General features: G+C 43.6%; 21 protein-coding genes and 2 tRNA genes. 10 read left to right on the plus strand and 13 right to left on the minus strand.

Annotation, left to right across the window (positions count from 1 at the left end):
* Position 1 precedes the first annotated feature (1 nt).
* Positions 2–1,999 carry a transketolase gene (tkt, locus tag JMX13_RS00465; RefSeq protein ID WP_201608869.1) on the plus strand — a complete coding sequence of 666 codons (1,998 nt, stop codon included), beginning with the start codon at positions 2–4 and terminating at the stop codon, positions 1,997–1,999.
* 483 nt (positions 2,000–2,482) lie between these two features.
* Positions 2,483–2,803, plus strand: a complete 321-nt coding sequence (locus JMX13_RS00470; protein WP_201608870.1) for a hypothetical protein — start codon at positions 2,483–2,485, stop codon at positions 2,801–2,803.
* A gap of 160 nt (positions 2,804–2,963) precedes the next feature.
* On the opposite strand, the gene JMX13_RS00475 is transcribed toward JMX13_RS00470, so the two are convergent.
* Positions 2,964–3,569, minus strand: coding sequence for a YceI family protein (locus JMX13_RS00475; RefSeq protein ID WP_201608871.1), 606 nt, complete (start codon positions 3,567–3,569; stop codon positions 2,964–2,966).
* 225 nt (positions 3,570–3,794) lie between these two features.
* On the opposite strand from JMX13_RS00475, the gene JMX13_RS00480 reads away from it, so the two are divergent.
* Complete coding sequence (locus JMX13_RS00480) at positions 3,795–4,826, plus strand: NERD domain-containing protein (RefSeq protein WP_201608872.1); 1,032 nt, start codon at positions 3,795–3,797, stop codon at positions 4,824–4,826.
* A 12-nt stretch (positions 4,827–4,838) separates the two neighbouring features.
* Here JMX13_RS00480 and JMX13_RS00485 read toward each other — a convergent pair whose 3' ends face one another.
* From JMX13_RS00485 to JMX13_RS00525, 9 genes are all read right to left on the minus strand, one after another.
* A complete protein-coding gene (locus JMX13_RS00485; protein WP_201608873.1) occupies positions 4,839–5,810 on the minus strand; it encodes a peptide ABC transporter ATP-binding protein in 972 nt (323 codons plus the stop codon).
* Positions 5,800–6,846 carry an ABC transporter ATP-binding protein gene (locus tag JMX13_RS00490; protein WP_201609240.1) on the minus strand — a complete coding sequence of 349 codons (1,047 nt, stop codon included), beginning with the start codon at positions 6,844–6,846 and terminating at the stop codon, positions 5,800–5,802. Before JMX13_RS00490 ends, JMX13_RS00485 begins: the two co-directional genes overlap by 11 nt.
* A 43-nt stretch (positions 6,847–6,889) precedes the next feature.
* On the minus strand, positions 6,890–7,804 hold the full coding sequence (locus JMX13_RS00495; RefSeq protein ID WP_025650615.1) for an ABC transporter permease: 915 nt from the start codon (positions 7,802–7,804) through the stop codon (positions 6,890–6,892).
* Between the two features lie 151 nt (positions 7,805–7,955).
* The gene (locus tag JMX13_RS00500) at positions 7,956–8,972 is read right to left on the minus strand and encodes an ABC transporter permease (RefSeq protein ID WP_201608874.1); all 1,017 of its coding nucleotides are present in this window, start codon (positions 8,970–8,972) and stop codon (positions 7,956–7,958) included.
* Positions 8,973–9,176: 204 nt separating this feature from the next.
* Positions 9,177–10,817, minus strand: coding sequence for an ABC transporter substrate-binding protein (locus JMX13_RS00505; protein WP_201608875.1), 1,641 nt, complete (start codon positions 10,815–10,817; stop codon positions 9,177–9,179).
* Between the two features lie 547 nt (positions 10,818–11,364).
* Positions 11,365–13,008 (minus strand): GMC family oxidoreductase, encoded by a 1,644-nt coding sequence (locus JMX13_RS00510; protein WP_201608876.1) that lies wholly within the window; start codon positions 13,006–13,008, stop codon positions 11,365–11,367.
* 231 nt (positions 13,009–13,239) lie between these two features.
* Entirely contained in the window at positions 13,240–13,566 is a 327-nt protein-coding gene (locus JMX13_RS00515) for a DUF779 domain-containing protein (protein ID WP_201608877.1), read from the minus strand.
* A 211-nt stretch (positions 13,567–13,777) separates the two neighbouring features.
* A complete protein-coding gene (gene adhP, locus JMX13_RS00520) occupies positions 13,778–14,806 on the minus strand; it encodes an alcohol dehydrogenase AdhP (protein ID WP_227686153.1) in 1,029 nt (342 codons plus the stop codon).
* A 97-nt stretch (positions 14,807–14,903) separates the two neighbouring features.
* Positions 14,904–16,430, minus strand: coding sequence for an aldehyde dehydrogenase family protein (locus tag JMX13_RS00525; protein WP_201608878.1), 1,527 nt, complete (start codon positions 16,428–16,430; stop codon positions 14,904–14,906).
* 289 nt (positions 16,431–16,719) lie between these two features.
* Here JMX13_RS00525 and JMX13_RS00530 point away from each other — a divergent pair, with 289 nt between their 5' ends.
* From JMX13_RS00530 to JMX13_RS00540, 3 genes are all read left to right on the plus strand, one after another.
* Positions 16,720–18,651: an AAA family ATPase gene (locus JMX13_RS00530; RefSeq protein ID WP_201608879.1), complete on the plus strand. Its 1,932-nt coding sequence runs from the start codon at positions 16,720–16,722 to the stop codon at positions 18,649–18,651.
* A 144-nt stretch (positions 18,652–18,795) separates the two neighbouring features.
* A complete protein-coding gene (locus JMX13_RS00535) occupies positions 18,796–19,983 on the plus strand; it encodes a type I glyceraldehyde-3-phosphate dehydrogenase (RefSeq protein WP_201609247.1) in 1,188 nt (395 codons plus the stop codon).
* 128 nt (positions 19,984–20,111) lie between these two features.
* Positions 20,112–20,202 (plus strand) — tRNA-Ser (locus tag JMX13_RS00540).
* 77 nt (positions 20,203–20,279) lie between these two features.
* Here the strand turns inward: JMX13_RS00540 and JMX13_RS00545 are convergent.
* The 3 genes from JMX13_RS00545 to JMX13_RS00555 all read right to left on the minus strand — a co-directional run bounded on the left by JMX13_RS00545 (position 20,280) and on the right by JMX13_RS00555 (position 21,880).
* The gene (locus JMX13_RS00545) at positions 20,280–21,041 is read right to left on the minus strand and encodes a hypothetical protein (RefSeq protein WP_201608880.1); all 762 of its coding nucleotides are present in this window, start codon (positions 21,039–21,041) and stop codon (positions 20,280–20,282) included.
* Positions 21,042–21,269: 228 nt separating this feature from the next.
* A complete protein-coding gene (locus tag JMX13_RS00550; RefSeq protein ID WP_149488924.1) occupies positions 21,270–21,596 on the minus strand; it encodes a CopG family transcriptional regulator in 327 nt (108 codons plus the stop codon).
* Positions 21,597–21,804: 208 nt separating this feature from the next.
* Positions 21,805–21,880: transfer RNA gene (locus tag JMX13_RS00555), tRNA-Asn, on the minus strand.
* A gap of 488 nt (positions 21,881–22,368) precedes the next feature.
* Here JMX13_RS00555 and JMX13_RS00560 point away from each other — a divergent pair.
* The 4 genes from JMX13_RS00560 (at position 22,369) to JMX13_RS00575 (ending at position 25,319) form a co-directional block, all read left to right on the plus strand.
* Positions 22,369–22,713: a DMT family transporter gene (locus JMX13_RS00560; protein ID WP_201544929.1), complete on the plus strand. Its 345-nt coding sequence runs from the start codon at positions 22,369–22,371 to the stop codon at positions 22,711–22,713.
* Positions 22,714–22,818: 105 nt separating this feature from the next.
* A complete protein-coding gene (locus tag JMX13_RS00565) occupies positions 22,819–23,307 on the plus strand; it encodes a M48 family metallopeptidase (RefSeq protein ID WP_201609248.1) in 489 nt (162 codons plus the stop codon).
* A gap of 104 nt (positions 23,308–23,411) precedes the next feature.
* On the plus strand, positions 23,412–24,356 hold the full coding sequence (locus tag JMX13_RS00570) for a DMT family transporter (RefSeq protein WP_201608881.1): 945 nt from the start codon (positions 23,412–23,414) through the stop codon (positions 24,354–24,356).
* A 117-nt stretch (positions 24,357–24,473) separates the two neighbouring features.
* The gene (locus JMX13_RS00575) at positions 24,474–25,319 is read left to right on the plus strand and encodes a sterol desaturase family protein (RefSeq protein ID WP_201608882.1); all 846 of its coding nucleotides are present in this window, start codon (positions 24,474–24,476) and stop codon (positions 25,317–25,319) included.
* The last annotated feature ends 11 nt before the right edge of the window (positions 25,320–25,330 follow it).

A 25,330-nucleotide genomic window follows, 5' to 3' on the forward strand; every position in this document is an offset into this window, starting at 1 on the left:
TATGCCAGCTCCAATTAGCGAACGTAAATTAGCCAATGCCATCCGTGTGTTGTCGTTTGATGCGGTTCAAAAAGCCAACTCTGGACATCCGGGCGCGCCGATGGGCATGGCTGATATTGCTGAAGTTTTGTGGCGTAAGTTTTTAAAGCACAACCCAGCCGATCCACAATGGCATAACCGTGACCGCTTTGTGTTATCAAACGGTCATGGCTCAATGCTTATTTATTCATTGCTGCATTTAACAGGTTACGATGTCAGCGTTGATGATCTAAAAGGCTTTCGTCAGTTGCATTCAAAAACGCCAGGCCATCCTGAGCTTGGCTATACCCCAGGTATTGAGACAACGACTGGTCCATTAGGTCAAGGTATTGCTAATGCCGTTGGTTTTGCTATTGCAGAGAAGACGCTTGCCGCGCAGTTTAACCGTGATGGTCATAACATCGTCGACCACCATACGTATGCATTCCTAGGCGATGGCTGCTTGATGGAAGGTATCAGCCATGAAGTTTGCTCGCTAGCTGGCACGTTAGGTCTTGGCAAGCTGGTATTCTTTTATGATGACAATGGCATCTCAATCGATGGGAATGTCGAAGGCTGGTTTACTGATGATACGCAAGCCCGCTTTGAAGCCTATGGCTGGCAGGTGATTAAAGTTGACGGTCATGATACTGATCAGATTACGCAAGCTACTGAACAGGCGATCAAAGAAACCTCTAAGCCAAGCTTAATTATTTGTAAAACCACGATCGGTGCTGGTAGTCCAAACAAGCAAGGCTTAGCGGCTAGCCATGGTGCGCCATTGGGTGATGATGAAATTGTCTTAACCCGCGATGCGCTATCTTGGAAGCATGCACCATTTGAATTAGATGACGAAATCTATGAAGCGTGGGATGCCAAAGCCAAAGGCGATGTACAACAAAAGAACTGGGATGCCGACTTTGAAGCGTATAAAAAGGCTTATCCAGAATTGGCAGCTGAATTACTACGTCGTTTAAATGGCGAATTGCCTGCTGAATTTGATAGCCAAGCACAAGCGTATATCCAACAAACCCAAGCGCAGGGCGGTGATGTTGCCAGTCGTAAAGCCAGTCAAAATGCCATTAATACTTTGCAGCCATTATTGCCAGAGCTGTTAGGCGGTTCAGCAGATTTGGCTGGCTCGAATCTTACGCTATTTAAAGGCGCGAAAGGCATTGAGAAAGACGCCGATGGCAACTATATCTATTACGGCGTCCGCGAGTTTGGTATGACGGCGATTGCCAATGGTATCGCGCTGCATGGTGGTTTTATCCCTTACGTGGCCACATTCCTGATGTTTATGGAATACGCGCGCAACGCTGTCCGTATGGGCGCATTGATGAAGCAGCGCATTATCCACGTTTATACGCATGACTCAATCGGTTTGGGTGAAGATGGTCCAACGCATCAGCCAGTCGAGCAACTAACCAGTTTACGTACCACGCCTAATCTACGTACTTGGCGTCCGTGTGATGCGACTGAATCTGCTACTGCTTGGGTAGAAGCGATTAAGTCTGAACACAATCCATCTGCATTGATTTTCAGCCGTCAAAGCTTGCCACATCAAGCACGTGATATTGAGCAAGTCGCTAATATCACTAAAGGTGGTTATGTCCTAGCGAAAGAGCAAGGCGAGCTACAAGCCATTATCATTGCAACGGGTTCAGAAGTAGGTTTAGCCATGGAAGCGTATGCAACGTTGAGCGAAAATGGTGTTGGCGTACGTGTAATATCTATGCCATGTGCAGAAATCTTTATGGAGCAAGATGCTAGCTACCGTGAAGACGTATTGCCAGCCAATATCCGCGCTCGCGTCGCTGTAGAAGCGGCACATGTAGATTACTGGTATAAGTTCGTTGGCCTTGATGGTAAAGTCATCGGTATGACGACTTATGGCGAGTCAGCGCCAGCAGATCAGCTCTATGAAGAGTTTGGCATTACCGCTGAAGCTGTGGTTGATGCGGTAAATAGTTTGGTGTAATTAATCAAAGCTTAGACTTAGTTTTTGAGTTTATGAAAGAGCTGCTGGAGTAATCTGGCGGCTCTTTTTTTTGTGATTAATTTTTGGTTTTGAATGATTATAAATGGATTGATGATTAGTTTGGTGTTGAGGCGTGATACACAATGAATTGTTAAGCTGTAACGTAAGGTGCGACACGCGCGCCCCAAAGTATAAACATGAAACAATAAAATGAATGTACTTATTTACGTAAAAACTCTGCGCTAAGCTAATGATGGATATAGTTTTAATTCCGAAATAGTTTATATTAATTAATTCTCGGTTTTAATCAAGCTTAATAGGGTGTTCTATATCGAGCCGTTATTAGTGTTCTATCTGGTTTGCTAATTTAAAGCGAGCTTAAGGACGTGTACCTGTTTTGTACTGGGACGTTGATTAGACATGAAGATTGACTTACCATCAAGTATCTAAATGTCTTATATAATATGATTCAGGAGAGTTATCATGTCGAATAAATCGGTTAAAAAACAAGCGAAAGATGATACTACGTTAAGTAAAAAGGTTCAAAAAAAGCTAAGTAAGCTGAATCTGCAACGTCAGAAAGAGCAAGATAAAGTAGACAAGGTGCGTCAAAAAGAGCTAGGAAAGTTAGATAAACAGCGTCAAAAAGAACAAGACAAAGTGGATAAGAAGATTCAAGCAATGATAGACGATATCAACCAAAAGGCAATGAAAAAGCAAGAAAAAATAGATACCAAAATTCAGAAAAGAAGAAATAAAATAGACAAAGCTGGTATAGCAGAAGATCAAATATGGCAGTACTAAAAATTTTAAAAAATATGGTTTTAATATTTAATAGGTTTTCGATTGATTTTTCAGGTCATAATGATTCTAAATAATGGAGCGTTTCTGTAAAAGAGCGTCTTAAAAATCTATTGTGTTATCTACCCAACTTAGAACTTCTAAGTTGAGTTTTTTTTGTCACTTAATTAGCAGCAATCAGCTTACCTGATATTTCAAGCGGAATGATATTACTAATCAGTTTCGGGAAAGCCGTCACCCCGTAGCTATAGCGATCTACCATGCCCGTGGCGCGAAACTTTAACGTCGGTTGAGAGGTTGCAGGGTCAATTTCGACATCCGATAGAGTAACTCTCACCGTCAACGGTTTGGTTTGACCTAAAACCGTAAAATCACCGGTCACATTGGCTTCTTTAGGCGTAATCATCGTGACTTTTTTTGAGACAAATGTCATCGTCGGATATTGCTGAGTATTTAGTAGCTCTTTTCGGCGCAAAAAGGCATCGCGTAAACCGCGCTCGGTATCGATACTATTGGTATGCACGGTAAAATTAATGGTCGTACTTGCCGGTTTTTTGACATCATAATTGATGGCGCCATTTACCTTACGGAACTTACCATCGGTGGTCGCCTTGCCTAAGTATTTGACCTCAAAATCCACATTGGTTTTTGGTACATCCAGCTTCCACTTTTGTGGCATCGTGCTTGCGGCCAGCCCCATTACTGGTAAGGAGAATAATAAAGAGGTGCTTAACGTGATTTTAAGCCAAGAAGCGGCGCGTGTATTCATACGTATGATCCAAAGGGTAGTATTAAAGTCGTCAGTATTGAAAGTACTTTTAAAGTGGTTTTAAAGTATTACTGAGCGTTATAGCTTAAATAATAATGCGATAGCGTACTACAACTGTGCTGTTTCAATGTATTATTAAAGTTATGGGTTGTTATAAAAGTAAGCATTAGTAAGGGATTATCGCTTAAAATAAATAATGTAATTCTCTATATAGTAGAAACAATCATGTCGCTAATGTCCAGCTTTAAAGGTGTTTTAGGCGAAACCGTCATTAACATTGCCATGTGGTTAAAACTTGAAAAAGATGTTTATCATCGCCTGAATAATATCACTTTGCCATTGGCAAATGGTGGCAGTACCCAAATTGATCATGTCATCGTCTCTATATATGGCATCTTTGTCATCGAAACCAAAAACTATAAAGGCTGGATATTCGGTAATGAGAAACAAAGACAGTGGACGCAGGTCATCATGGGTCGTAAGTATAAATTTCAAAATCCACTGCGGCAGAATTATCTGCATATCAAAACATTAGCAGATTTGTTAGAGCTGGATTTGAGTTATTTCCATTCGATGATTGCGTTCATTGGTGAGTGTGAGCTTAAAACTCGCGATGAGTTGCCAGAGCATGTATTGACGAGCGACATGGCATCTTACGTTAAGAAAAAACAACATGAGCTATTGAGCGAAGATGAAGTCAGGGATATCGTTGAGCAGATTGAAAGCAATAGATTTAGTAAATCTTGGAAAACCAATAAGCAGCACAGAGCCTATTTAAAAGACAAGCATAGCCCGTCAAACAAGCAAGCTAGTGATAAGCCAGATGCTAAAGCAGTGACTAAACCAGCTAATCAGCCTACGTCTGAGCCATTAGTAAAAGAGCCTCCTAAAAAAACCATTCTTCAAAGCAGAGAAGTGCTGCGATGGTCTGGTCAAACAGAAGTGGCGCAGGCTGACATAGTGAGTACACCGTCTACCAGTATTCCGCCTAGCAATAAACAGCCTAGCCACAAGCAGTTCAGCAAAAATGATGTTTTTCTTACACCGTTTGAGATTATAGAGTCGGAGCTAAAAACACATAAAACGGTGCCCATTGAGCCAATAGATTATGTAACTATTTTAGCTCAAGCGCCAAATTGCCCGAAGTGCAATAGCGAGATGGTTAAACGCGTTGCCAAAAAAAGTATTCGCCAAGGCCAGACCTTTTTTGGTTGTAGTCGATTTCCGAAGTGTCGCGGGGTGGTGAATGTTGATTAGCAAATAACGACTTTACCCGTAAATCTCTTCTAAGCGTAAACAGGCAACCAATCGACCGTCCCATTCGCGCAACTTTGGCTCTATTTCACTACATTGTGATTTGGCATAAGGACAGCGCTTGTGCAGGGCGCAGCCACTTGGCGGATTAAGCGGACTGGGAAGCTCACCATGTAGGGTTAAATCATTTTTATGACCACTGACAGTCGGTGCGGCCGCTAATAAAGCAATGGTATAAGGATGCTTTGGCGCATTATAAATCGCTTCTTTAGACCCATGCTCAACAGCTTGACCGAGGTACATTACCATGACATCATCAGCGACATGGCGCACTACTGACAAATTATGTGAGATAAAAACGTAAGCGGTATGATATTCATCCTGTAAATCCATAAATAGATTTAACACTTGCGCTTGAATCGACACATCTAGCGCGGAGGTCGGCTCATCAGCGACGACAATTTTAGGGTTTAACATCATTGCGCGGGCGAGGGCAATCCGTTGGCGCTGACCACCCGAAAACATATGCGGATAACGGCCAGCATGTTCAGGACGTAGACCGACATTTCTCATCATATCGTTTATTTTGTCACGCTTTTCTTCTTTAGATAGCTTGGTATGAATATCTAAAGGTTCAGTCAATTGATAGCCAATCGTATGACGCGGGTTTAGGCTGCCATAAGGGTTTTGAAATACCATCTGAATTTCGGTACGCAATTCTTTGAGCGCTTTTCGGCTGTAGCCGGTCGTTGCTTCATCGTTGATAAACAGCTCGCCGTTAGTCGGCTGCTCAATAAGCGTCAACTGGCGGGCAAGCGTTGATTTACCGCAGCCTGACTCACCAACGACTGCAAGCGTCTTTCCCGCTTCAAGCTCAAACGAGATACCATTTAACGCTTTAACATAAGCTTTAGGCTTGCCCAATCCTTGTGAGACGGGGTAATGCTTGTGTAGGTTGTCTGCTTTTAAGACCACTTTATGACTCATGCTGTGACTCCAAAGTAGCAGGGTGATGGGTAGAGGTGCGAGTAGGTAGATTAGGCAATTCAGAGTGAATACAGCGCACTTTGCCATTAGGCGTATCTAAAATGGGCGGCGGTACTTCACAAGCCGGTTCTTTATACGGACAACGCGGAGACAATAAGCAACCGCTTGGGCGATCATATTGGCTGGGTACGACACCCGGCAAGCTATTGAGTCTATCTTGACCGATAGCTAGCTCAGGGATGGCTTGTAGCAAAGCTTCAGTATAAGGGTGGGCAGGATGTTGAAAAATCTCCGGCACTGTACTGGTTTCGACCACTTGTCCGGCATACATAACGGCGACATCGCGTGAGTTTTGCGCGACCAAACCCAAGTCATGGGTAATTAATACCATTGCCATTTGTTTTTCACGTTGTAAGCGCCCGAGCAAATCCATAATTTGCGCTTGCACCGTGACGTCAAGCGCCGTGGTTGGCTCATCGGCGATAAGCAGTTTTGGCTCACATGCAATCGCCATCGCAATCATAACCCGCTGACTCATACCGCCCGATAATTGATGCGGATATACTTTGAGTCGATTTTTAGCATCCGGCATCTCAACCAATTCTAGCAGCTCTAAGATACGCGCCTGTACTGCTGCACCGCGCAGTCCAAGATGCTTGCGTAGTACTTCACCCAACTGCATCTCAATGGTGAAGCTTGGATTTAGGCAAGACATGGCATTTTGAAAAATCATAGAAATGTCTTTGCCAATGATGCCGCGCTTTTCTTTGGCTGACATACTCAGCATATCTTTATTATCAAACATCACCCGCTTGGCACGAACTGTCGCAGAGGGCGGCAATAGTCCCATGAGCGCCATCATAGTGACCGATTTACCCGAGCCTGATTCACCGACGACGGCGATGACTTCGCCTTGGGTGATTTTCAAGGACACATCATCGACGGCGCGAAAAGCACGCGCGCCTTGACCAAAAGTGACCGAAAGATTTTCAATATCTAACAACAGTGGCGCTTCTTTTATTAACGAGCCATTCATAGAAGTATTGGTAAGCGCTGTTTTATCTAAGGTATCAGTCATCTTAGGTCACCTGCTTTAATTTGGGATCTAGCGCATCACGTAAGCCATCACCCGTCAGGTTAATCGACAAGGCAGCTAAGAAGATGGCGACACCCGGCCAAATAGCGAGCCAAACATTACTTTGAATATATTGCCGCGCTGTACCGAGCATTGCGCCCCATTCGGCATCTGGCGGTTGCACGCCAAAGCCTAAGAAACCAATCGCACCTGCTTCTAAAATAGCAGAGGAAAAAATCATTGTTGCTTGGACGATGAGCGGCGCCATACAATTTGGCAAAATGGTGATAAACAATAAGCGCAGCACGCCAGCCCCCATGACTTGCGAAGCAACAAAGTACTCACGTTGTAGCTCTACCATGGCGGTAGCGCGTGTCAGACGGATAAAAGGCGGCGTACAAACCAATGCAATGGTAATAATGGTGTTGGTCATAGACGGCCCTAAGATAGCCGCAATAATAATCGCCAATAGCAAGCTTGGATAGGACATCAAAATATCATTGACTAGCATCACCGCCTTGCCCCAAACCTTTGGCCAAAACGCGGCGCTAAGTCCTAACGAGACGCCAACCAACATAGCAAGGGTCGTCGCACTTAGACCGATAAATAGGGAATAACGTGCGCCATACATCACCCGAGATAAGGTATCTCGACCGGCATCATCAGTCCCAAGCCAAAACATCGTATCGCCGCCACTTAAAAACGCGGGCGGCAATTGCTCTTGACCGGTAAATAATTCATAAGGGTCATGCGGCGCAAGGGCGGGCGCGAGTATGGCGATAATCACCATCAAGGCCAGTACTATAAAACCAAGTACCGCGCCTTTATTGCGGCAAAATGTGGATAAAAATAGCTGCCAAGATGACGGCGGTGTCGCTGCCATCAGCTTAAGATCAGAGGGAAGAACAGAAGGCTTCATGAGCATTTCCTACAGTGGCTAGTGCTTTGCTAATATTTAAAGTTTTAGAGTTTTAGCCTTAATAAGTATTAAGCATTTGCTAAAAAATCACTCAAAACCATGCAAACAACAATAGCCACTATTTATAATATGAGTATTTATCAATGTTAAATTAAGAAGTATGTCTGATGCGCGGATTGATCAGACCATACAAAATATCAATAAATAAACTAACCAAAATCAAGGCGGTGGCGACCAATAAGATACCGTTTTGCACAATAGGATAATCACGGGTAAAGAAGCCGTCGAGTAGCCAATTACCAACACCTGGCCAACTAAAGATAGTCTCAGTGATAATAGCGCCAGCGAGCAAGGTTGCCATCTGTAAGCCAATTACAGTCACCACCGTAATCAAGGCGTTGCGCATGACGTGTACCAATATCACGCGGCGCGGCGATAAGCCTTTGGCGCGCGCAGTACGCACATAGTCTTCATCCAATACCTCTAGCATCGCCGAGCGCGTCATACGTGCAATCATCGCGAGTGGTATGGTCGATAAAGCAATAGACGGTAAGATAAAGTGTTTTACCACGTCCCAAAATGCGCCCGGTTCACCTGAGGTCAAGGAACCTAATAGCCATGAGCCATATAAAGGTTTAACGTCCAAAAACTGCGCGACAGATATCACACCGGCGACGGGTAATAGGCCTAGATAATGGGCAAATATACCGGTTAGGATAGGTCCTAATAAATAAATGGGCATAGAGTAGCCAGCCAGCGCTCCTGACATCAAGGTGTAATCAATCCATGTACCACGGCGCAGCGCGGCAAAAATACCTAAGCTCACCCCAATGATACTGGCAATGACAATGGCGCACACAGCTAGCTCTAAGGTTGGTACAAAATGGGCAAAGAAGTCTGGTAATACGGGGGTACGGGTACGAAAAGAAGTGCCAAAATCACCGGTCAATATACCGCTTAAATAATCCCAATATTGGATAATAAGAGGTTTGTCTAAACCAAGTCTTTCTAAGGCACGAGCATGCAGCTCTGGATCGACCATACGCTCACCCATCATAATCTCGACGGCATCTCCAGGGACGAGCCGAATCAGGGTAAATGTCGATAGCGTTAAGCCAAGATAGACAGGAATGAGAATGGCAATACGACGCAAAATATAAAGTAGCATGGGCTGCTCAATAGTTGTGGTTCAATAGTTATGGTTTAATAATTCTAAGTTGATGACTAGAATGTTGATAATGATGAGAGTGTCGGTGACAGGATGCTTAACAAAGCGCTTAATTCATATAAATACGGCTGGAGCAGAGTATCTGACCCAGCCGAATAGCAATTAAACAATCGTGCATGTTTTACCGGACTTCATCAGTTAAGATTATTCAATCTTTACACCATCGAAGCGTATTGAGCCAAGTGGACTGATTTTATAATCGACGACGTTTGGTGCGGTGAATACCGTTACCACCGAATGCGCCATCGTGGTCCAAGGCAGTTGCTCTTTAAATATTTGCTGAGCTTTTACATAGTCATTGACGCGATCATCTTGATTGGTAATCTGACGGGCGTTGGTTACTAAACTGTCAAAGTCTTTATTACACCAGCGTGAGTAGTTATTGCCACCGACCGCATCACAAGATAATAGCGAACCAAGCCAGTTATCTGGATCGCCATTGTCACCCGTCCAACCTGCTAAGATAACATCAGGCTCACCTTTAGCGGCGCGTTTTAGATACTCGCCCCACTCATAAGTGACCAGCTTGGTATTAACACCAATCTTCGCCCAATCTGCTTGCAACATTTCAGCCATGAGCTTGGCATTCGGGTTGTAGGGGCGCTGAACTGGCATATACCAGAGGTTGATGGCAAGTTTGTCAGCTCCTGCTTCTTTCATAAGCGCTTTGGCTTTTTCGACGTCATAAGGGGCATCTTTAATCGATTTATCGTAACCCCATTGCGTGGGTGGCATAGGATTGGTGGCTTTAAGCCCTTCGCTTTGATAAACGGCGTTGATAATAGCTTCTTTGTTGATGGCCATATCTAATGCTTGACGAACTTTAAGGTCGCTAAGCTTTGGCTTTTCAACGTTATAGCCGACATAACCGATGTTGAAGCCGGGTTGGTCAAGCACGGTGGCCTTACCAGATTTTTTAACAGACTCAATTTCGGCAGGTTTTGGATAAGCGGACACATGACATTCGCCAGCTTGCACTTTTTGCGCACGAACCGCCGAGTCTTTAGTGATAACAAATACAAGATTATCGATATGAATATCGTCTTTGTTCCAATAATCTGGATTTTTGGTATAACGAATTTGCGCGTCTTTTTGGTAGGAGGTAAAGACGAAAGGTCCGGTACCTACTGGTTTGGTGTTGATATCAGCAGCATTACCAGCAGCCATTAACTTGTCTGCATATTCAGCAGAATCGATGTAAGCAAAGGCCATCGCTAGGTTTTGTAAAAACGGCGCATTGGTCTCGCTGAGAGTAATTTTTACGGTATTTTCATCGACTTTTTCGATAGTAGATATCAGATCAGGCAATCCCATGCCGACAGAATACGGGAACTCAGCAGGATAGGCTTTATTAAATTCAAAATCAGGATTGGTGATACGTTCTAGCGTAAAGACTACGTCGTCCGCATTAAAATCGCGGGTTGGGGTAAAGTAATCGGTTTTACCAAATTTGACACCTTTACGTAGATTAAAGGTATAGGTTTTGCCGTCTTCGCTAATATCCCAGCTTTCGGCTAAGGCTGGCTGAATCTCAGTGCCATCTCTTTTGAATTCTACCAAGCCGTTGTAAATAGGATAGGCGCTCGCATCGAAATCAGTACCTGCCGTATACTGTGCGGGATCGAAGCCAGCAGGGCTGCCTTCTGAGCAATAAAGTAGGGTTTTCGCGGCTTTGGCGTCTGAGCTGGCAGCAGTTCCGTCAGTGGTTTTGTTGTCGCCGCTACAGGCGCTGATACCTAAGATAACCGTCGCCAACAGGGTCAATTTGAAAAGTGATTTTTGCATTATTACATCCTATGTAATTATAATTAGTTGCCAAGCATCTTTATAAGTTCGTTTGCGAACCATAAATATGCTTGACGTCCTTTTAATTCCCTTTAAAGCAATTGTTTATATCGTATTGTTGATAAGCAAATAAAAAATGCGTCAGGTTCTATAAACCGTCAGTCAGGTTTGCAAAAAATACTGATATAAATAAGTCGTTTAAATATACTCTGTTAAACACTGCTAATGCAAGGCATCTATAAACTAATTTTGATAGAAAACGTTTCGTTTTAATATCTTTATTGCCGAATTTATTAGTCGTTACTGAATTCAGTAAACTAACGTCGCTTGTCGATTTTTTTCAGTATTCTAAAAACCAGAACATAGACTGTTAATATAAAATTGCCTAAATAAGTTCTAAAGATAGCAACGAAAAAATATGAGCCATATTTTTATACCATCAGCTTATTCTCATTTTATTGAATATAAAGTTTTGAATAGATAAGCTTGTTAAAGAAAAGCAGCCATAATAAGCTGCTTATCCCATTCCATCCTATCCTAACGTATTTTATGACGCGGCTAGCTCAATATGGTTGTGGTTGGCTTTAATAAGGTCGGCCAATTTTTCAGCAATCATAATCGTTGGCGCATTGGTATTAGCGCTAATCAAGGTCGGCATTACGGACGCATCAATAACCCGTAATCCACTGACGCCGCGTACTTTTAATTCTAAGTCGACCACTGATTTGTCATCTGAACCCATACGACAAGTACCGACAGGATGGTAGATGGTATCTGACTTATTGCGGATATAGCCGAGCATACCGTCTTTTTCGATATAAGGAGCAGGGTAGTCTTCGGTGATATATTTTGCGATGGGCGATTCTTGCATAATAGCGCGCGTACGCTCAGCGCCCGCCACCATATACTCTACGTCTTTGGGATGCGAGAGATAGTTTGGATCAATCAATACCGCCGCTGATGGGTCGGCTGAATCAAGCCTTACTGTCCCGCGACTTTCGGGTCTTAAGTAACAGCTATGACAAGAGACGGCAAAGCCGCGTCTAAGATCACGACCATGCTCAATCACGCGCGATATGACAAAATGCAACTGAGTATTTGGCCATTCTTTTGGGTCGTCACCGACACTAAAAAACGCGCCCGCTTCAGCATAGTTGGTAGACAAGAGGCCCGTGCCATCCTTTCTCCACTGGCGAATGCTTTTGGTTAAGGTTGAAATGCTTGCCATACCAATACCGATGACATCAGTGGTATTAACCTTATAATCAAAGACGACGTCTAAATGGTCTTGTAGGTTACCGCCAACCTCGGGCGCATCGACTAAGACATCGATATCATGAGACTGCAAATGCTCAGCAGGACCAATACCCGATAACATCAGAACTTTGGGTGAGCCAAAAGCGCCACCTGATAAAATCACTTCATGGTTTGCCATCACCGTATGCTCGACGCCATCTTTTTCATAAGCGACGCCAACGGCTCGTTTGTCTTCAAAGATGACTCGGTTGGCTTGGGCGTGGGTAATGACGGTCAGATTTGGTCGGCTTTGAACTGGATGCAAATAAGCGGCCGCCGCAGAGCAGCGTTGACCTTGTTTTTCGCCATGAAAATGGGTGACTTGATATAAGCCTGCACCGTCTTGTTTTTTGCCATTAAAGTCATCATTTTGATCTAAACCATTGGCAACGGCAGCTTCTACAAATGCTTTTGAGATATCACGCGGGCTTAATAAGTCGCTGACATGCAAAGGTCCACTATCACCATGCAGCTCATCTGCGCCATGGATATTATTTTCAGCTTTGATAAAGTAGGGCAACACATCGTCAAAACCCCAACCTTCGCAGCCTTGCTCAACCCAGCGCTCATAGTCTAAGGCACTGCCACGGGTATAAATCATGGCATTAATCGCTGATGAACCACCCAAGCATTGCCCACGTGGTTGGAAGCCACGCCGGTTATTCAGATGCGCTTGCGGGGTAGTATGAAAGCACCAATTGTTCAATTTTAGCGGTTTGCCTGGGACTAGGAGAATCAAACCTGCAGGGACACGAACCGCAAGGTCTTTGCCTTCGCCGCCATATTCTAATAAGCAGACACTGATGTCTGGATTTTCTGTCAGCCGGCTGGCAAGCACGCAGCCTGCAGAACCGCCACCCACGATGACGTAATCAAACTTTGGATCAACTTCCATGTTATCTTCCTTATAGCATCCATGCTTATTAAAACGCGCTCATTAAAGCGAGCTTCTAAAATCGCTTCCGTCTTACAGTATCTATTATTTTGCTCAAATAATGCAATAAAAATGACCAAGTGGTATTTGGCAAAGTGATATTGCTCAAAGTGTTATGAAAAACTCAATGTCCGATAAGACATAAAATGCGCTGATATGAGACTTATAGCGTATTGTGAATAAAGTCGCATTTTATAGCGCACATACTTCTGAGCGCACAATAAAGCGCTTACCTTCAGGTATCTCAAGCGAAAAACTGGCCCCACGTCCATCGACCACATCGATGGTCAAATCGGTATGTTGCCAGAGTTTATGCTGCGCTTTACCCATATAAAAAGGACAGCCAGCTAGCTCACCGATGAGCACGTCTTGGCCGCCCACTTTGAACTCGCCCAATGGATAACACATCGGTGAGCTACCATCGCAGCAGCCGCCTGATTGATGAAACATCAGCTCGCCATGTTTAGATTTGAGTAATTCGATTAATGCTTTGCAGGATTCTGTTGCCGTGACTTTCATAATGATTTCCTTATCGTTAGACCCGAACGGATGCCTTTCATAATCATACTGAGTAAAATAAAATATAAAGGGTCGCATCATATTCACTCACATCATTTATCATATGTGGTTGAAAATGATACGACCCTTTACTAATGATTAATCTAGCCAGTCATTGAGACGGTGTTACGGATCTCAAAATATTATAAAGCATGTGGCAACATAATTGTTGCTACATACTATAGTCAATGACAATGCGACCTTCGATTTTGCCATCACGCATACGATCAAAGATATCATTGATATTTTCTAGTGGCTCAGCGGCAACGGTGGCTTTTACTTTGCCTGCTGCTGCCATGTCTAGCGACTCTTGCAAGTCGAGACGCGTACCAACGATTGAGCCACGAATGGTAATACCGTTTAAAACAGTATCAAAAATGGATACTGGGAATTCGCCCGTTGGTAGACCATTACAGACCAAAGTACCACCGCGTCGTAACATGCCCAACGCTTGATCAAAGGCTTTTGAAGATACCGCTGTCACGAGCGCACCGTGAGCACCGCCGATTTCTTTTTGTAGATATTCAGCAGGGTCAGTATTTTTCGCATTGACAGTGACTTTGGCACCCAGTTTTTTAGCGAATGCCAGTTTTTCTTCATCAATATCCACAGCAGCAACGTTTAATCCCATTGCTATGGCATACTGAACAGCCATATGTCCCAGTCCACCGATACCTGAAATGACAACCCAATCGCCTGGCTTGGTGTCGGTCATTTTAAGACCTTTGTAAACCGTGACGCCTGCACATAACACTGGTGCAATTTCAATAGAGTCAACGCTTTCAGGAATGATACCGACATAGTTGGCATCTGCTAGTACATATTCTGCAAAGCTGCCGTTTACGGAATAACCAGAGTTTTGTTGGCTTTCGCATAAAGTTTCCCAACCACCTAAGCAATGGGTACAGTGGCCACAAGCAGAGTAGAGCCAAGGGATACCGACTCGGTCGCCTTCTTTGACATGGTGCACATTGTCACCAACGGCAGTGATAAGACCAACGCCTTCGTGGCCTGGGATAAACGGTGGGCAAGGTTTGACTGGCCAATCGCCCTCAATGGCATGCAAATCGGTATGACAGACACCTGATGCCTGCATTTTTACGACGATTTGACCAGCACCTGCGGTTGGAATATCTACTTCTTCAATTTCTAAGGGTTGTCCGAATTCATGCAGCACGGCCGCTTTCATTTTATTACTCACGTTGTAACTCCTTGTCATCGTTCTTTACATTAAGATGCTCAGCGAGCATCGAGGTCGCACTTTACAGTTTTGCCATAAAGTGCTTTGAAAAACAGAATTAAAAGAAGCCCATCGCTTTAGGACTGTACGATACGAGCATGTTTTTGGTTTGCTGATAGTGATCAAGCATCATCAGATGGTTTTCGCGACCGATACCAGACTGCTTATACCCACCAAACGCTGAATGCGCAGGATAAAGGTGATAACAGTTCGTCCAAACGCGACCGGCTTTAATGCCGCGACCGAAACGATAAGCGCGAGTGCCGTTACGCGTCCAGACACCAGCACCTAGACCGTATAAGGTATCATTGGCAAGCGCCATGGCTTCTTCATCGTCTTTAAAAGTGGTGACGGCAAGCACAGGACCAAAGATCTCTTCTTGGAACACGCGCATATCATTGGTGCCTTCAAAGATGGTTGGCTGTACATAGTAACCGTTTGCCATGTCGCCATCATGTTTGGCAATTTCACCGCCGACAAGGACTTTTGCCCCTTCTTTTTTACCAATATCGAGATAAGAGAGGATTTTTTCTAATTGATCTGAGCTGGCCTGAGCGCCAATCATGGTATCGGTATCGAGCGGGTTACCCATTTTGATGGCTTTAACGCGGGCGATACAGCGTTTCATAAATTCATCATAGATGCTTTCGTGCACGAGGGCACGTGATGGGCAAGTACAGACCTCACCTTGGTTGAGCGCAAACATGACCAAGCCTTCAACGGCTTTATCTAAGAAGTCATCGTCTTCATCCATGATATCGGCAAAGAAAATGTTTGGACTTTTGCCACCCAGCTCTAGCGTTACCGGAATGATATTTTCACTGGCGTATTGCATAATTAAGCGACCAGTGGTGGTCTCACCAGTAAAGGAAACTTTATCGATACGCGGGTTAGAAGCGATTGGCTTACCGGCTTCAACACCAAAACCGTTAACGACGTTTAGTACGCCTTTTGGTAAAATGTCCGCCGCGCCTATTAAGTCAAGCATGTACAGAACAGAAGCAGGGGTTTGCTCGGCAGGCTTAAGGACGACACAGTTACCCGCTGCAAGCGCAGGGGCAATTTTCCAAATCGCCATCAGAATAGGGAAGTTCCAAGGAATGATTTGACCAACGACACCTAGTGGCTCATGAAAATGATAGGCGACGGTATCTTCATCAATTTGGCTGATGCCGCCTTCTTGTGCGCGGATAACGCCAGCGAAGTAACGCAAATGGTCGATAGCGATTGGAATATCAGCTGCGAGGGTTTCGCGTACCGGTTTACCGTTTTCGTAGCTCTCGGCGATAGCGATAGCCTCTAAATTGGCTTCGATACCGTCGGCAAGTTTGAGCAACATCTTAGAGCGTTCAGTGACACTGGTTTTGCCCCATGCGTCTTTGGCGGCGTGAGCGGCATCCAGCGCCGCTTCAATATCGGCTTCTTTTGAACGCGCAACTTGACAGAAGATTTTACCGTCGATAGGACTTGAGTTGTCGAAGTACTCGCCATCGATTGGCGCGACCCACTCACCATTGATGAAGTTGTCATATTTTTTGCGAAATTGGACGGGACTATTTTCAGTATTGGGGTAGGCGTATAACATGAACGATTCCTTGTTGTGTATTATGGCTATTTAAGAGCAAACGACTTAAGCATAAATATTTGGCCATCCTGACCAAGCTGTGACTCTATCGTACTGAGCTTTGGCGCTGAGTGATAATGACTTTTTATAATGATATATTTTGTATCGTATAACTTTAGGTTATGTGATCTGAGGTGGTTAAAGTGGTTCGCAAAACCGGCGTAGCTGTTATAATTGTGGACAGCTTTTCCCTCATAATTTGTACTTAAGCTCCTTTTCTTATTACTATTAACTAAATTGGTTTGGATATATGCGTCAATCTTCTGCTCTCGATATCTTAAAAACGGGTCAAAACGTGTTTTTGACTGGCTCAGCAGGTTCAGGTAAGACTTATACTCTCAATCAATATATTGACTATCTGCGCGCGCGCCGTGTCCCTGTGGCTGTGACCGCCAGTACGGGTATCGCTGCCACGCACATGAATGGTACGACCATTCATAGCTGGTCGGGCATTGGTATCAAGGATGAGCTGACTGATCGCGACTTAAGCAATTTATCACGCAAGCAGTTTTTGGCAGACCGTTTAAAAGATACGGCTGTACTCATCATTGATGAGATATCAATGCTGCATGCTAAGCAGATTAATTTGGTCAGCCAAGTCCTTAAACATGTACGTAAGAATGATAAAGCCTTTGGTGGTATTCAAGTGGTTGTGGCAGGTGATTTTTTTCAGCTACCACCGATTGGTAGTAAGGGCGAGACCAACCGCGAGAAATTTGCCTTTATGTCGGAAGCGTGGTTAGAAGCCAAGTTCCATATTTGCTATTTATCCGAGCAACACAGACAGGTGAGCGAGGCGGCTAATGGCGGACTTGATTTGGACGATATTCTCAATCAAATCCGCCGTCAAGAAGTGACGTTTGAAGCGATTGCAGCTTTAGAGGCGACCTTTGATCAAAATGTTGATATCAAACGCACTCGTCTTTATACCCATAATCTCAACGTTAATAGCATCAATGATAAAGAGCTTGCGGCGTTAGATGGCGAGATGATGCGTTTCATCGCCACCTCTACAGGCGATAGTAAACTGGTTGAGACCCTGAAGAAGACCGTCCGTACCCAAGATGATTTGGTATTAAAAGTTGGTGCCAAGGTAATGTTTATTAAAAACAATACCGAGCTTAGCGTCTCTAATGGCACGATGGGCGAGCTGATTGGTTTTGCTGCGGTAAAAATTAATGATGATAAAGATAATAGTAATGATTTGATAGAAGACGATAGTGAAAGCACTGAAAATGACGCTGATAAGAGTACAAAAGGCAAAGGTAAAAAGACTACCAAAGACAAAGATAAACCAAAAGTTAAAAAACCAAGCACGCAAAAAATGCCTGTGGTTAGGCTAAATTCTGGTCGTGAAGTCATCGCTGAACCGGAAGAATGGATTATCGAAGATGAGACCGGTGACGTGCTAGCGAGCTATGAGCAAGTACCCCTCTGTCTAGCTTGGGCGATTACCATTCATAAATCGCAAGGTATGACTCTTGATGCAGCGGAGATTGACTTGTCACGTACCTTTGAGCTTGGCCAAGGTTATGTGGCATTGTCACGACTAAAGTCGCTGGCAGGTCTGCAACTGCTCGGTATGAATGACATGAGTTTGCAACTTGATCCGCTAGCACGGGGTGCGGACAAACGCTTTTTAGCATTGTCTGATGAGGCTGATGCCAATTATGCGATGCTCGATGAAGAAAGCATGACGCAAGCACATGAAAAGTTTATTTTAAAATCAGGTGGAACTTTGAGTAAGTCAGTAATTGAAGCTTATGCCAACCTGCAGAAAAAACGCCGCGAGCACCAGCAAGCGCAAATAGATAAAAAACAGAAACTCGGCAATCAAGTCTCTGATAAGTCGGACAGCACCTTGCTCGCAACCCGAATTTTATTAGAAGAAAGCTTATCTATTGCAGAAATATCGCAAGCGCGTCAGCTGTCGCAATCGACTATTATGCGCCATATTGGCGATCTAAAATCTCAAGACCCAAGCCTTGCCTGTGATCATTTGCGCCCAGAAGACGAGGTGATGACGGCAGTGGGTAATGCCTATGTGGCGATTAAAGTCGCCAATAATCCAAATGACTTTAATGATGATGGTAGTATTAAGCTGCGTCCGATATTTGACCATCTTAAGCAAACGATTGACTATAATACCATTCGTTTGGCATTGATTTTTATTACACCATAGCACCAAGTCAGTGAGAAAAATCTCTAAATAAATACTGCCAACACGTTGATAATGTCCAATGTAGCGCGCCACTCTTTTTATATCCCTTTATAGCGATACTTTTTATAGCGATGCTTTGTTATGCCCAATGTTATACCTAACGTTATGCCTGATTTTTCTAGCGCCACCTATCAATTGAACGCGATTTCGCAAGCAGCAACACTTTTGCACGCGACTGGCGAGCACACGCAGCCACTGAGAGTGGCTATCAATGGCTTTGGCCGTATAGGGCGCAATGTACTGCGTGCCTTGTTAGAGCGCTTCGAGGTGTTAGGGCGCGCTATCCATGTGGTGGCGATTAATGATTTGGCACCGGCTGATATTCTGCTGCATCTATTAAAATTTGATAGTACGCACGGTCGCTTAAGCCGACTTGGTGTCAGTGCTGATATTGTAATGGGTGAAGTCGATACTGATAAAAATGATAGCAATACGACTATTGATACCACTATTAACAAAGACACTCAGCTGTGTCTGACTAAAAACAACTTAACGTACTGCATTAAAATGCTCTCAGAATCTGACCCAAAAAACTTACCGTGGCATGAATTAGGCGTCGATGTGGTGCTAGAGTGTACCGGACATTTTCGCTCTTATGAACAAGCGCAATTGCATATCGAAGCTGGCGCGCAGCAAGTCATTATCAGTGCTGCACCTTTCGATGATGTTGATGCTTGTATCGTCATGGGTGTCAATACCGATACGCTCACGCGTGAGCTGCCGATTATATCAAGTGTCTCCTGCACCACGCAGGCATTGGTGCCGCTAATTGATACCCTTGATAAAGTATTTGGCGTGAAGTCGGCGATGATGACTGAGATTCATGCAGTAACGGCTGACCAGACGGTACTCGATCAAGCGCATCGAGACCCAAGACGCGCGCGTGCGTCCGGTCATAATATTATTCCGACCACTTCTAGTAGTATCGCTGCGACAGAACGGGTATTGCCCGCGATGATAGGTAAGATAAATGGTCATTCAATACGTGTACCAACCATCGATGTGGCAGCGATTGATGTTACTTTTGTCTTTGATACCCCAGATGTCAGTGTTGATGCTATTCGAGAAAAGCTAAAAGCTGCTAGCCTTGGTCATTTGATAAATATTATGGCTTATACCGATGAGCCGCTAGTTTCCAGTGATTTTATCCATCAGCCTGAATCGCTGATTATCGATGGGCAGCAGCTAATGCAAGTAGGCGAGCAATATAAGGTTTTCGCTTGGTATGATAATGAGTGGGGCTATGCCAATAGGTTGCTTGATATGTGCTTGCACTTAGCTTCAAGTAAATAAAATAGCTTTGAGTAAACAGTTTCGAGCAAACGGTAAGTTATTGATTTAAAAACAGCTGTAAATTAATTTCATTTTTTTATATTATACGCTTGCATTATCTAACGATATCTATATAATGATGCACCAATGGAGACGTGGCAGAGCGGTTGAATGCACCGGTCTTGAAAACCGACAAGGGTTCATAGCCCTTCGAGAGTTCGAATCTCTCCGTCTCCGCCAAATTCGAAAAAGCCCCAATCAACTATTGATTGGGGCTTTTTTTATGCGATGTTTTTGCAGGTTTTATGACCATCGGCTTATTTCGTTAGCAGCTCATCAAACTCAATTTCTTGCCCATCCACTAACACTAGCTTACCTTTGCTAATCTCAATGCTTATCCCTGTGTTATTTTTAATCGCACGCATCACATTGATATCTTCAATACTGCTTTCAATGATTATTTTGCCAGATTGTTCTGGTTCGATTGGTGGTTTGAACTGAGTTAACGGCACATTAAAGGTTTTACTTTTGGTTAAGTTCTTCTCTTTCATAGTGAGCTTACCTTTAAAACTTTTAATCGCCACCTTACCGTGGTTTGAGAGCATAAATTGTAGTTTCACTTGATTTAAGCTATCGCTATCACTGGTCTTAACTGGCAGTAAGGCAACAGGGTAGTTTTGCGCTTTGGCCGTACCCACTTGCTGACTGGTAACAATAGGGCTTTTTTTGCCGGTTGGATTATTTGGATGCAGGCGCTCATATTCACGCTGTTGAACGAGAGCTTGTTTGATGGTGATACTAGTCATTGCGCCGGACTCATAAGCCCCGCTGAGCTTCATACGCAGCATATAGCGGCTTAGCAGCAGCCTATCATCTTCAGGCAAACGCTCAAACGTATCACCCAACTTTTTCTGCCATTGGTCAGAGTTGGTCGGTATGGTCTGCTTAGTTGGATCCGCTGGCGGTTGTAAGCAGCTACTGATAGCAGTCAGTATCACCAAAGTAAGTGCTAATAATATGGCCTTTCTCACATGGCCTACATGGCGTGCATTGCTTGCAGGTTTGTATGAACCAATCATCGTATGCCTCCTTCTCAACCTATATAAATACTAATAACTTTTATACCAATATAGCGCTTATGATAATTTTGTATGTTTGTTTATCGCTAATAGTCATTTGATGTTATTAGGTTCATTGAGGAGGGTATATCTTAAATAGCAAATTAAGTAATAAAAAAAGACTAAGCGCTATTAAGCAAACTTAGTCTTTTTTATTCTGTATGTATGATCAGCCAACCACTAGCGTTATTATTTATCTTGCAATTCAGACAACGGGTGAGTAGTGTTATTATTATGAGTCACTACAATCGCCTCATCAATAATACGTTGGCTGACACCGCGCTTACGCAGACTTTCAATAAAAACCTCATCATGAGCTAGGGTATAATCCTGATGATCGCGATCCAGTCCTTGACGAATATAAAGACGAATTAGTCCTTGAATACGTTTAAAGCCCAACTCTGACGAGGTAGACTCTAATAATCTAATCATCTCTTCAGACAAGCGAATACTGATCGGACGCGTGATTTTTTGCGGGTGATCAGAGAACTTATTTTTTATGCGCACAGGTATCATAGTAAACCATTACTTTTAGTGAGTAGGAGTAAAGCACTCAGGGAAAAACTGACTCAGTCACAGCTAACCTTACCATACAACAAAAGCCGCTAAAAGAACACCATGGCCGTATTAATATTGTGCGGCCTTAGACCGATGCGATTAGTGGCTAAAAGCTACGACCATAAAAAAACCTCCATCAAATAAATGATGAAGGTCTTTTATAAAATGGCTCTCCAACCTGGGCTCGAACCAGGGACACACGGATTAACAGTCCGTTGCTCTACCAACTGAGCTATTGGAGAATAAGTTGTTTATAACGGTTACTATCGCAAGTTTTACAAAGGCTTTGGTGAGCGCGATTGCTTGTCTTGTTTGCGTTATGTGGGGCACATTTTAGCCAAGTAGTTGTGAGCTGTCAACCTTATTACGTGATTAATTATAAATATAATCAAAATCTATAGGAAGTTGAGCATAATTACTTTTAAAGTAGATGCTTTATTGAATGTTTCAATCAATGGCCATAATACAGTACGACTAAGAGAGAGATAAAACCATCTTACAACAAGGATTATAGGTTTTTACTTTATTATCTTGTTTCACCAGACTATCTAATTGAATGTAAAGAAAAAGATGGCATTACTGTAAAGCTTAAAATCTCTATTTCAAGCGCCCATATAAACCTATAAAATAGCCAGCCGAGCGTTTCTTTAGTATTTTGGCTTTAATTGGCTGTTTTTTAACTTTATTTGCTATCGAGCAACACGTTTTAACTGATATAGGTACCTTCAATATGAGTCCAACCACAATTGCTTACGGTTACCTTGCCATTGCTATTGTTTGTGAAGTGATTGGCACCACTTTTTTAGTCAAGTCAGAACAGTTTACGCGCTTTATTCCCACGCTTATTATGACGGTGCTTTATGCAATTTCGTTCTATTTATTAACCCAAACCATAAAAACTATACCCATCGGTATTGCTTATGCGTTATGGGGCGGGCTCGGTATCGTGCTAACCTCATTAGTAGGGCTGTTCTTCTTTAAGCAAACGCTTGATACCGCTGCCGTGGTTGGTATTGCGATGATTGTTGGCGGTGTCGTGGTGATGAACTTGTTGTCTGATTCGGTGGCGCATTAACCATTAATCATACAATATGAGAGCGTGCGCACGACTTAAAAGCAAAAAACATCTATAACTCACAATTTAAAAGATAAAACGTCAAAGATAAAAACGGTGACCATATTGACCACATTAAAGTATATCGCTCATTACTCTGAGCAGATTCAAAGCCAAGCGGCGAATCTTATTAGTAGTGGCAGATTGGGCGATTATTTGGATAAGAATTATCCTAATCGCCATCAAATACAAAGCGATAAAGCGCTGTATCATTATATTAACGACATCAAAAATCAGTATATGCGTAAAAGTAGCCCGCTGTCGCAAGTGACTTATAATAGTAAACTTGCTGTGCTCAAACATGCACTTGGCATACATACTTATCAATCACGCGTGCAAGGTAGTAAGCTGAAATCACATAATAGCATCACGGTGGCAAGTCTATTTAAAGAAGCGCCGCCTGAGTTTTTGCGTATGATTGTGGTGCATGAGTTGGCACATTTTAAGGAGCAAGAGCATAACAAGGCTTTTTATCAGCTGTGCTGTCATATGGAACCCGATTATCATCAGTTTGAGCTCGATACCCGTTTGTGGTTGTATTGGCGCGAACGCTAATCTATGTTGGTAACATGAAATCTATCTAATTATTAGCAAGCTAGGCCAAAATAATGGGGCTGACTATGATGAATCAAATCGCTTTTTTAAGGTTAAGCTAGTCTATGAATGAGTCAGCGCAGCAGGGTATGGCTGAGGGTAAAAAAGCGTGGCTCATTCCTGCGTTATGTCTCATCGCTGGTGGTGGATTGATCGGTATTTCTACCAATCTAGCAAAGTTTGCCGGCGAAGTAGGTCTGACGCCGCTAGCATTTCTGTTTTGGTCCATTACTGGCGCGGCGTTTATTTTACTTGGTTATGCATTTCTAAGTCATGAGCTGCCGCCTTTAAGTAAAGCAACCCTGAGCTATTATTTGGTTGCCGCATTAGTCAGTGTGGCAGGCTCCAATCTAATCTTCTTCTCCGCTATTCCACATGTCGGCGCAGGTTTTGTCGCGCTGATTATTTCGCTGCCGCCGCTCCTGACGTATCTGGCAGCCATCATCTTAAAAATAGAGCGCTTTACTAAGCTGCGCGCACTTGGCGTGGTCGCTGCACTTGCTGGAGTAGGGGTACTAGCGGCGCGTAAATTTTCCACGCCTGATGCCAGTGTGTTTTGGATTGGTCTTGCGCTTTTTGGCCCGGTATTACTGGCGATTGGTAATATTTATCGCACTTTATATTGGCCCAATAATCTTTCGCCAAGCGCGCTTGCACCTGGTATGCTCATAGCGGCCTCAATGCTCCTGGGCTTAGTCAGTATCATGCCGCACTTTTCACTGGCAGTGCCGACGACAGAGATATTACCGTTAGGGTTGATTGTGGTGCAGGCATTCGTTTTTGCTGGTCAGTTCTTACTATTATTCTTACTACAAAAAACCGGCGGCCCAGTGCTACTCAGCTTATTAGGTTCGGTCGGAGCGGTCGTTGGTGTACCTGTTGCCATTTTCTTGCAAGGGGAAAGTCCGCCAGAAGGGCTGTTTTTAGGTGCGTCATTGATAGCGCTAGGTGTCGTATTAGTCACATATGGCGGAGTAAAAATGGCGACATCAGTAGCAGATAAGCGCTAAGATATAAATATATTAATTAACTTATGTTGGTATTATTAATACATTATAAAGGCTCTTAATCTCTTCATTTGCTTTCAAAGATTTTTACCTGCAAACGTAATGTTCAATAGGTGACATATGGATGTGTTTTCGTATTGGCAAGGGTTTTATAACGACCCTTGGTTTTGGCAGTTCCCCATGGCAACGCTTGCAATCAGCACGGCAGCCTTTCTAGCAGTCGCTATTCCATGGACGATAGTGGCTTGGCGCGATCCGGTATCCTTGCGTAAATATAAGATTCAACAAAAACCGTTTGAGATGAAACAGTTTCTATTACCGTCTATCGGTCGCATCATTATTAACAATATTATTTTAGCCGCATTATTGATGCTGGCTTGGCCGCTATTAAAGCTGACAGGCGTTCATAATGGTGAGATGCCTGTTTGGTATATTATCATCGCGCAGTTGATTTTCTTCGTGCTGCTCGATGACTTTTTATACTATTGTATGCACCGTTATATGCACGAAAATAAGTGGCTGCTAAGAAATATCCACAGTGTGCACCACCGCATTCGCAATACCTGCGGTATCAATGGCAATTATATGCACTGGGTTGAGTATTCATTGACGGCGACGCTCACGTTAGTAGGTCCAATCATTCTAGGGACGCATATCTATGTAGTATGGATGTGGGTGATTCTACGTCAAATCGAAGGCGCCGATGGGCATATTGGCTACGATATCCCTTGGAATCCTGCGCATTTATTGCCTGTATATCAAGGCCCTGTTTACCATGACTTTCATCATGCCAAATTTAAAGGCAATTATGCGGGGTTTCTACCTTACTTGGATAAATACTTGGGTAAGACCCATATCCCCGCGTATCTTAGTTATCTTAAAGGCAAGAAGGATGGCTTAACGCCGCTAGAGATTGAGCAAAACGAGTTAGCCGCTGAAAAACGCAAAAAGTATCTGAATAATTAAGTTTTTTTGTG

The organism is Psychrobacter immobilis, from assembly GCF_904846285.1.
Lineage (GTDB): Bacteria > Pseudomonadota > Gammaproteobacteria > Pseudomonadales > Moraxellaceae > Psychrobacter > Psychrobacter immobilis_D.

Bases quoted from the DNA above. Each gene is read 5' to 3' on its own strand.
- JMX13_RS00530 (WP_201608879.1), top strand. From the start codon at position 16,720: ATGCGTCAATCTTCTGCTCTCGATATCTTAAAAACGGGTCAAAACGTG.
- JMX13_RS00550 (WP_149488924.1), bottom strand. From the start codon at position 21,596: ATGATACCTGTGCGCATAAAAAATAAGTTCTCTGATCACCCGCAAAAA.
- JMX13_RS00570 (WP_201608881.1), top strand. From the start codon at position 23,412: ATGAATGAGTCAGCGCAGCAGGGTATGGCTGAGGGTAAAAAAGCGTGG.
- JMX13_RS00510 (WP_201608876.1), bottom strand. From the start codon at position 13,008: ATGGAAGTTGATCCAAAGTTTGATTACGTCATCGTGGGTGGCGGTTCT.
- JMX13_RS00485 (WP_201608873.1), bottom strand. From the start codon at position 5,810: ATGAGTCATAAAGTGGTCTTAAAAGCAGACAACCTACACAAGCATTAC.
- JMX13_RS00505 (WP_201608875.1), bottom strand. From the start codon at position 10,817: ATGCAAAAATCACTTTTCAAATTGACCCTGTTGGCGACGGTTATCTTA.
- JMX13_RS00480 (WP_201608872.1), top strand. From the start codon at position 3,795: ATGTCGCTAATGTCCAGCTTTAAAGGTGTTTTAGGCGAAACCGTCATT.
- JMX13_RS00470 (WP_201608870.1), top strand. From the start codon at position 2,483: ATGTCGAATAAATCGGTTAAAAAACAAGCGAAAGATGATACTACGTTA.
- JMX13_RS00560 (WP_201544929.1), top strand. From the start codon at position 22,369: ATGAGTCCAACCACAATTGCTTACGGTTACCTTGCCATTGCTATTGTT.
- JMX13_RS00495 (WP_025650615.1), bottom strand. From the start codon at position 7,804: ATGAAGCCTTCTGTTCTTCCCTCTGATCTTAAGCTGATGGCAGCGACA.
- JMX13_RS00475 (WP_201608871.1), bottom strand. From the start codon at position 3,569: ATGAATACACGCGCCGCTTCTTGGCTTAAAATCACGTTAAGCACCTCT.
- JMX13_RS00490 (WP_201609240.1), bottom strand. From the start codon at position 6,846: ATGAATGGCTCGTTAATAAAAGAAGCGCCACTGTTGTTAGATATTGAA.
- JMX13_RS00535 (WP_201609247.1), top strand. From the start codon at position 18,796: ATGCCTGATTTTTCTAGCGCCACCTATCAATTGAACGCGATTTCGCAA.
- JMX13_RS00515 (WP_201608877.1), bottom strand. From the start codon at position 13,566: ATGAAAGTCACGGCAACAGAATCCTGCAAAGCATTAATCGAATTACTC.
- tkt (WP_201608869.1), top strand. From the start codon at position 2: ATGCCAGCTCCAATTAGCGAACGTAAATTAGCCAATGCCATCCGTGTG.
- JMX13_RS00500 (WP_201608874.1), bottom strand. From the start codon at position 8,972: ATGCTACTTTATATTTTGCGTCGTATTGCCATTCTCATTCCTGTCTAT.
- JMX13_RS00545 (WP_201608880.1), bottom strand. From the start codon at position 21,041: ATGATTGGTTCATACAAACCTGCAAGCAATGCACGCCATGTAGGCCAT.
- JMX13_RS00575 (WP_201608882.1), top strand. From the start codon at position 24,474: ATGGATGTGTTTTCGTATTGGCAAGGGTTTTATAACGACCCTTGGTTT.
- JMX13_RS00525 (WP_201608878.1), bottom strand. From the start codon at position 16,430: ATGTTATACGCCTACCCCAATACTGAAAATAGTCCCGTCCAATTTCGC.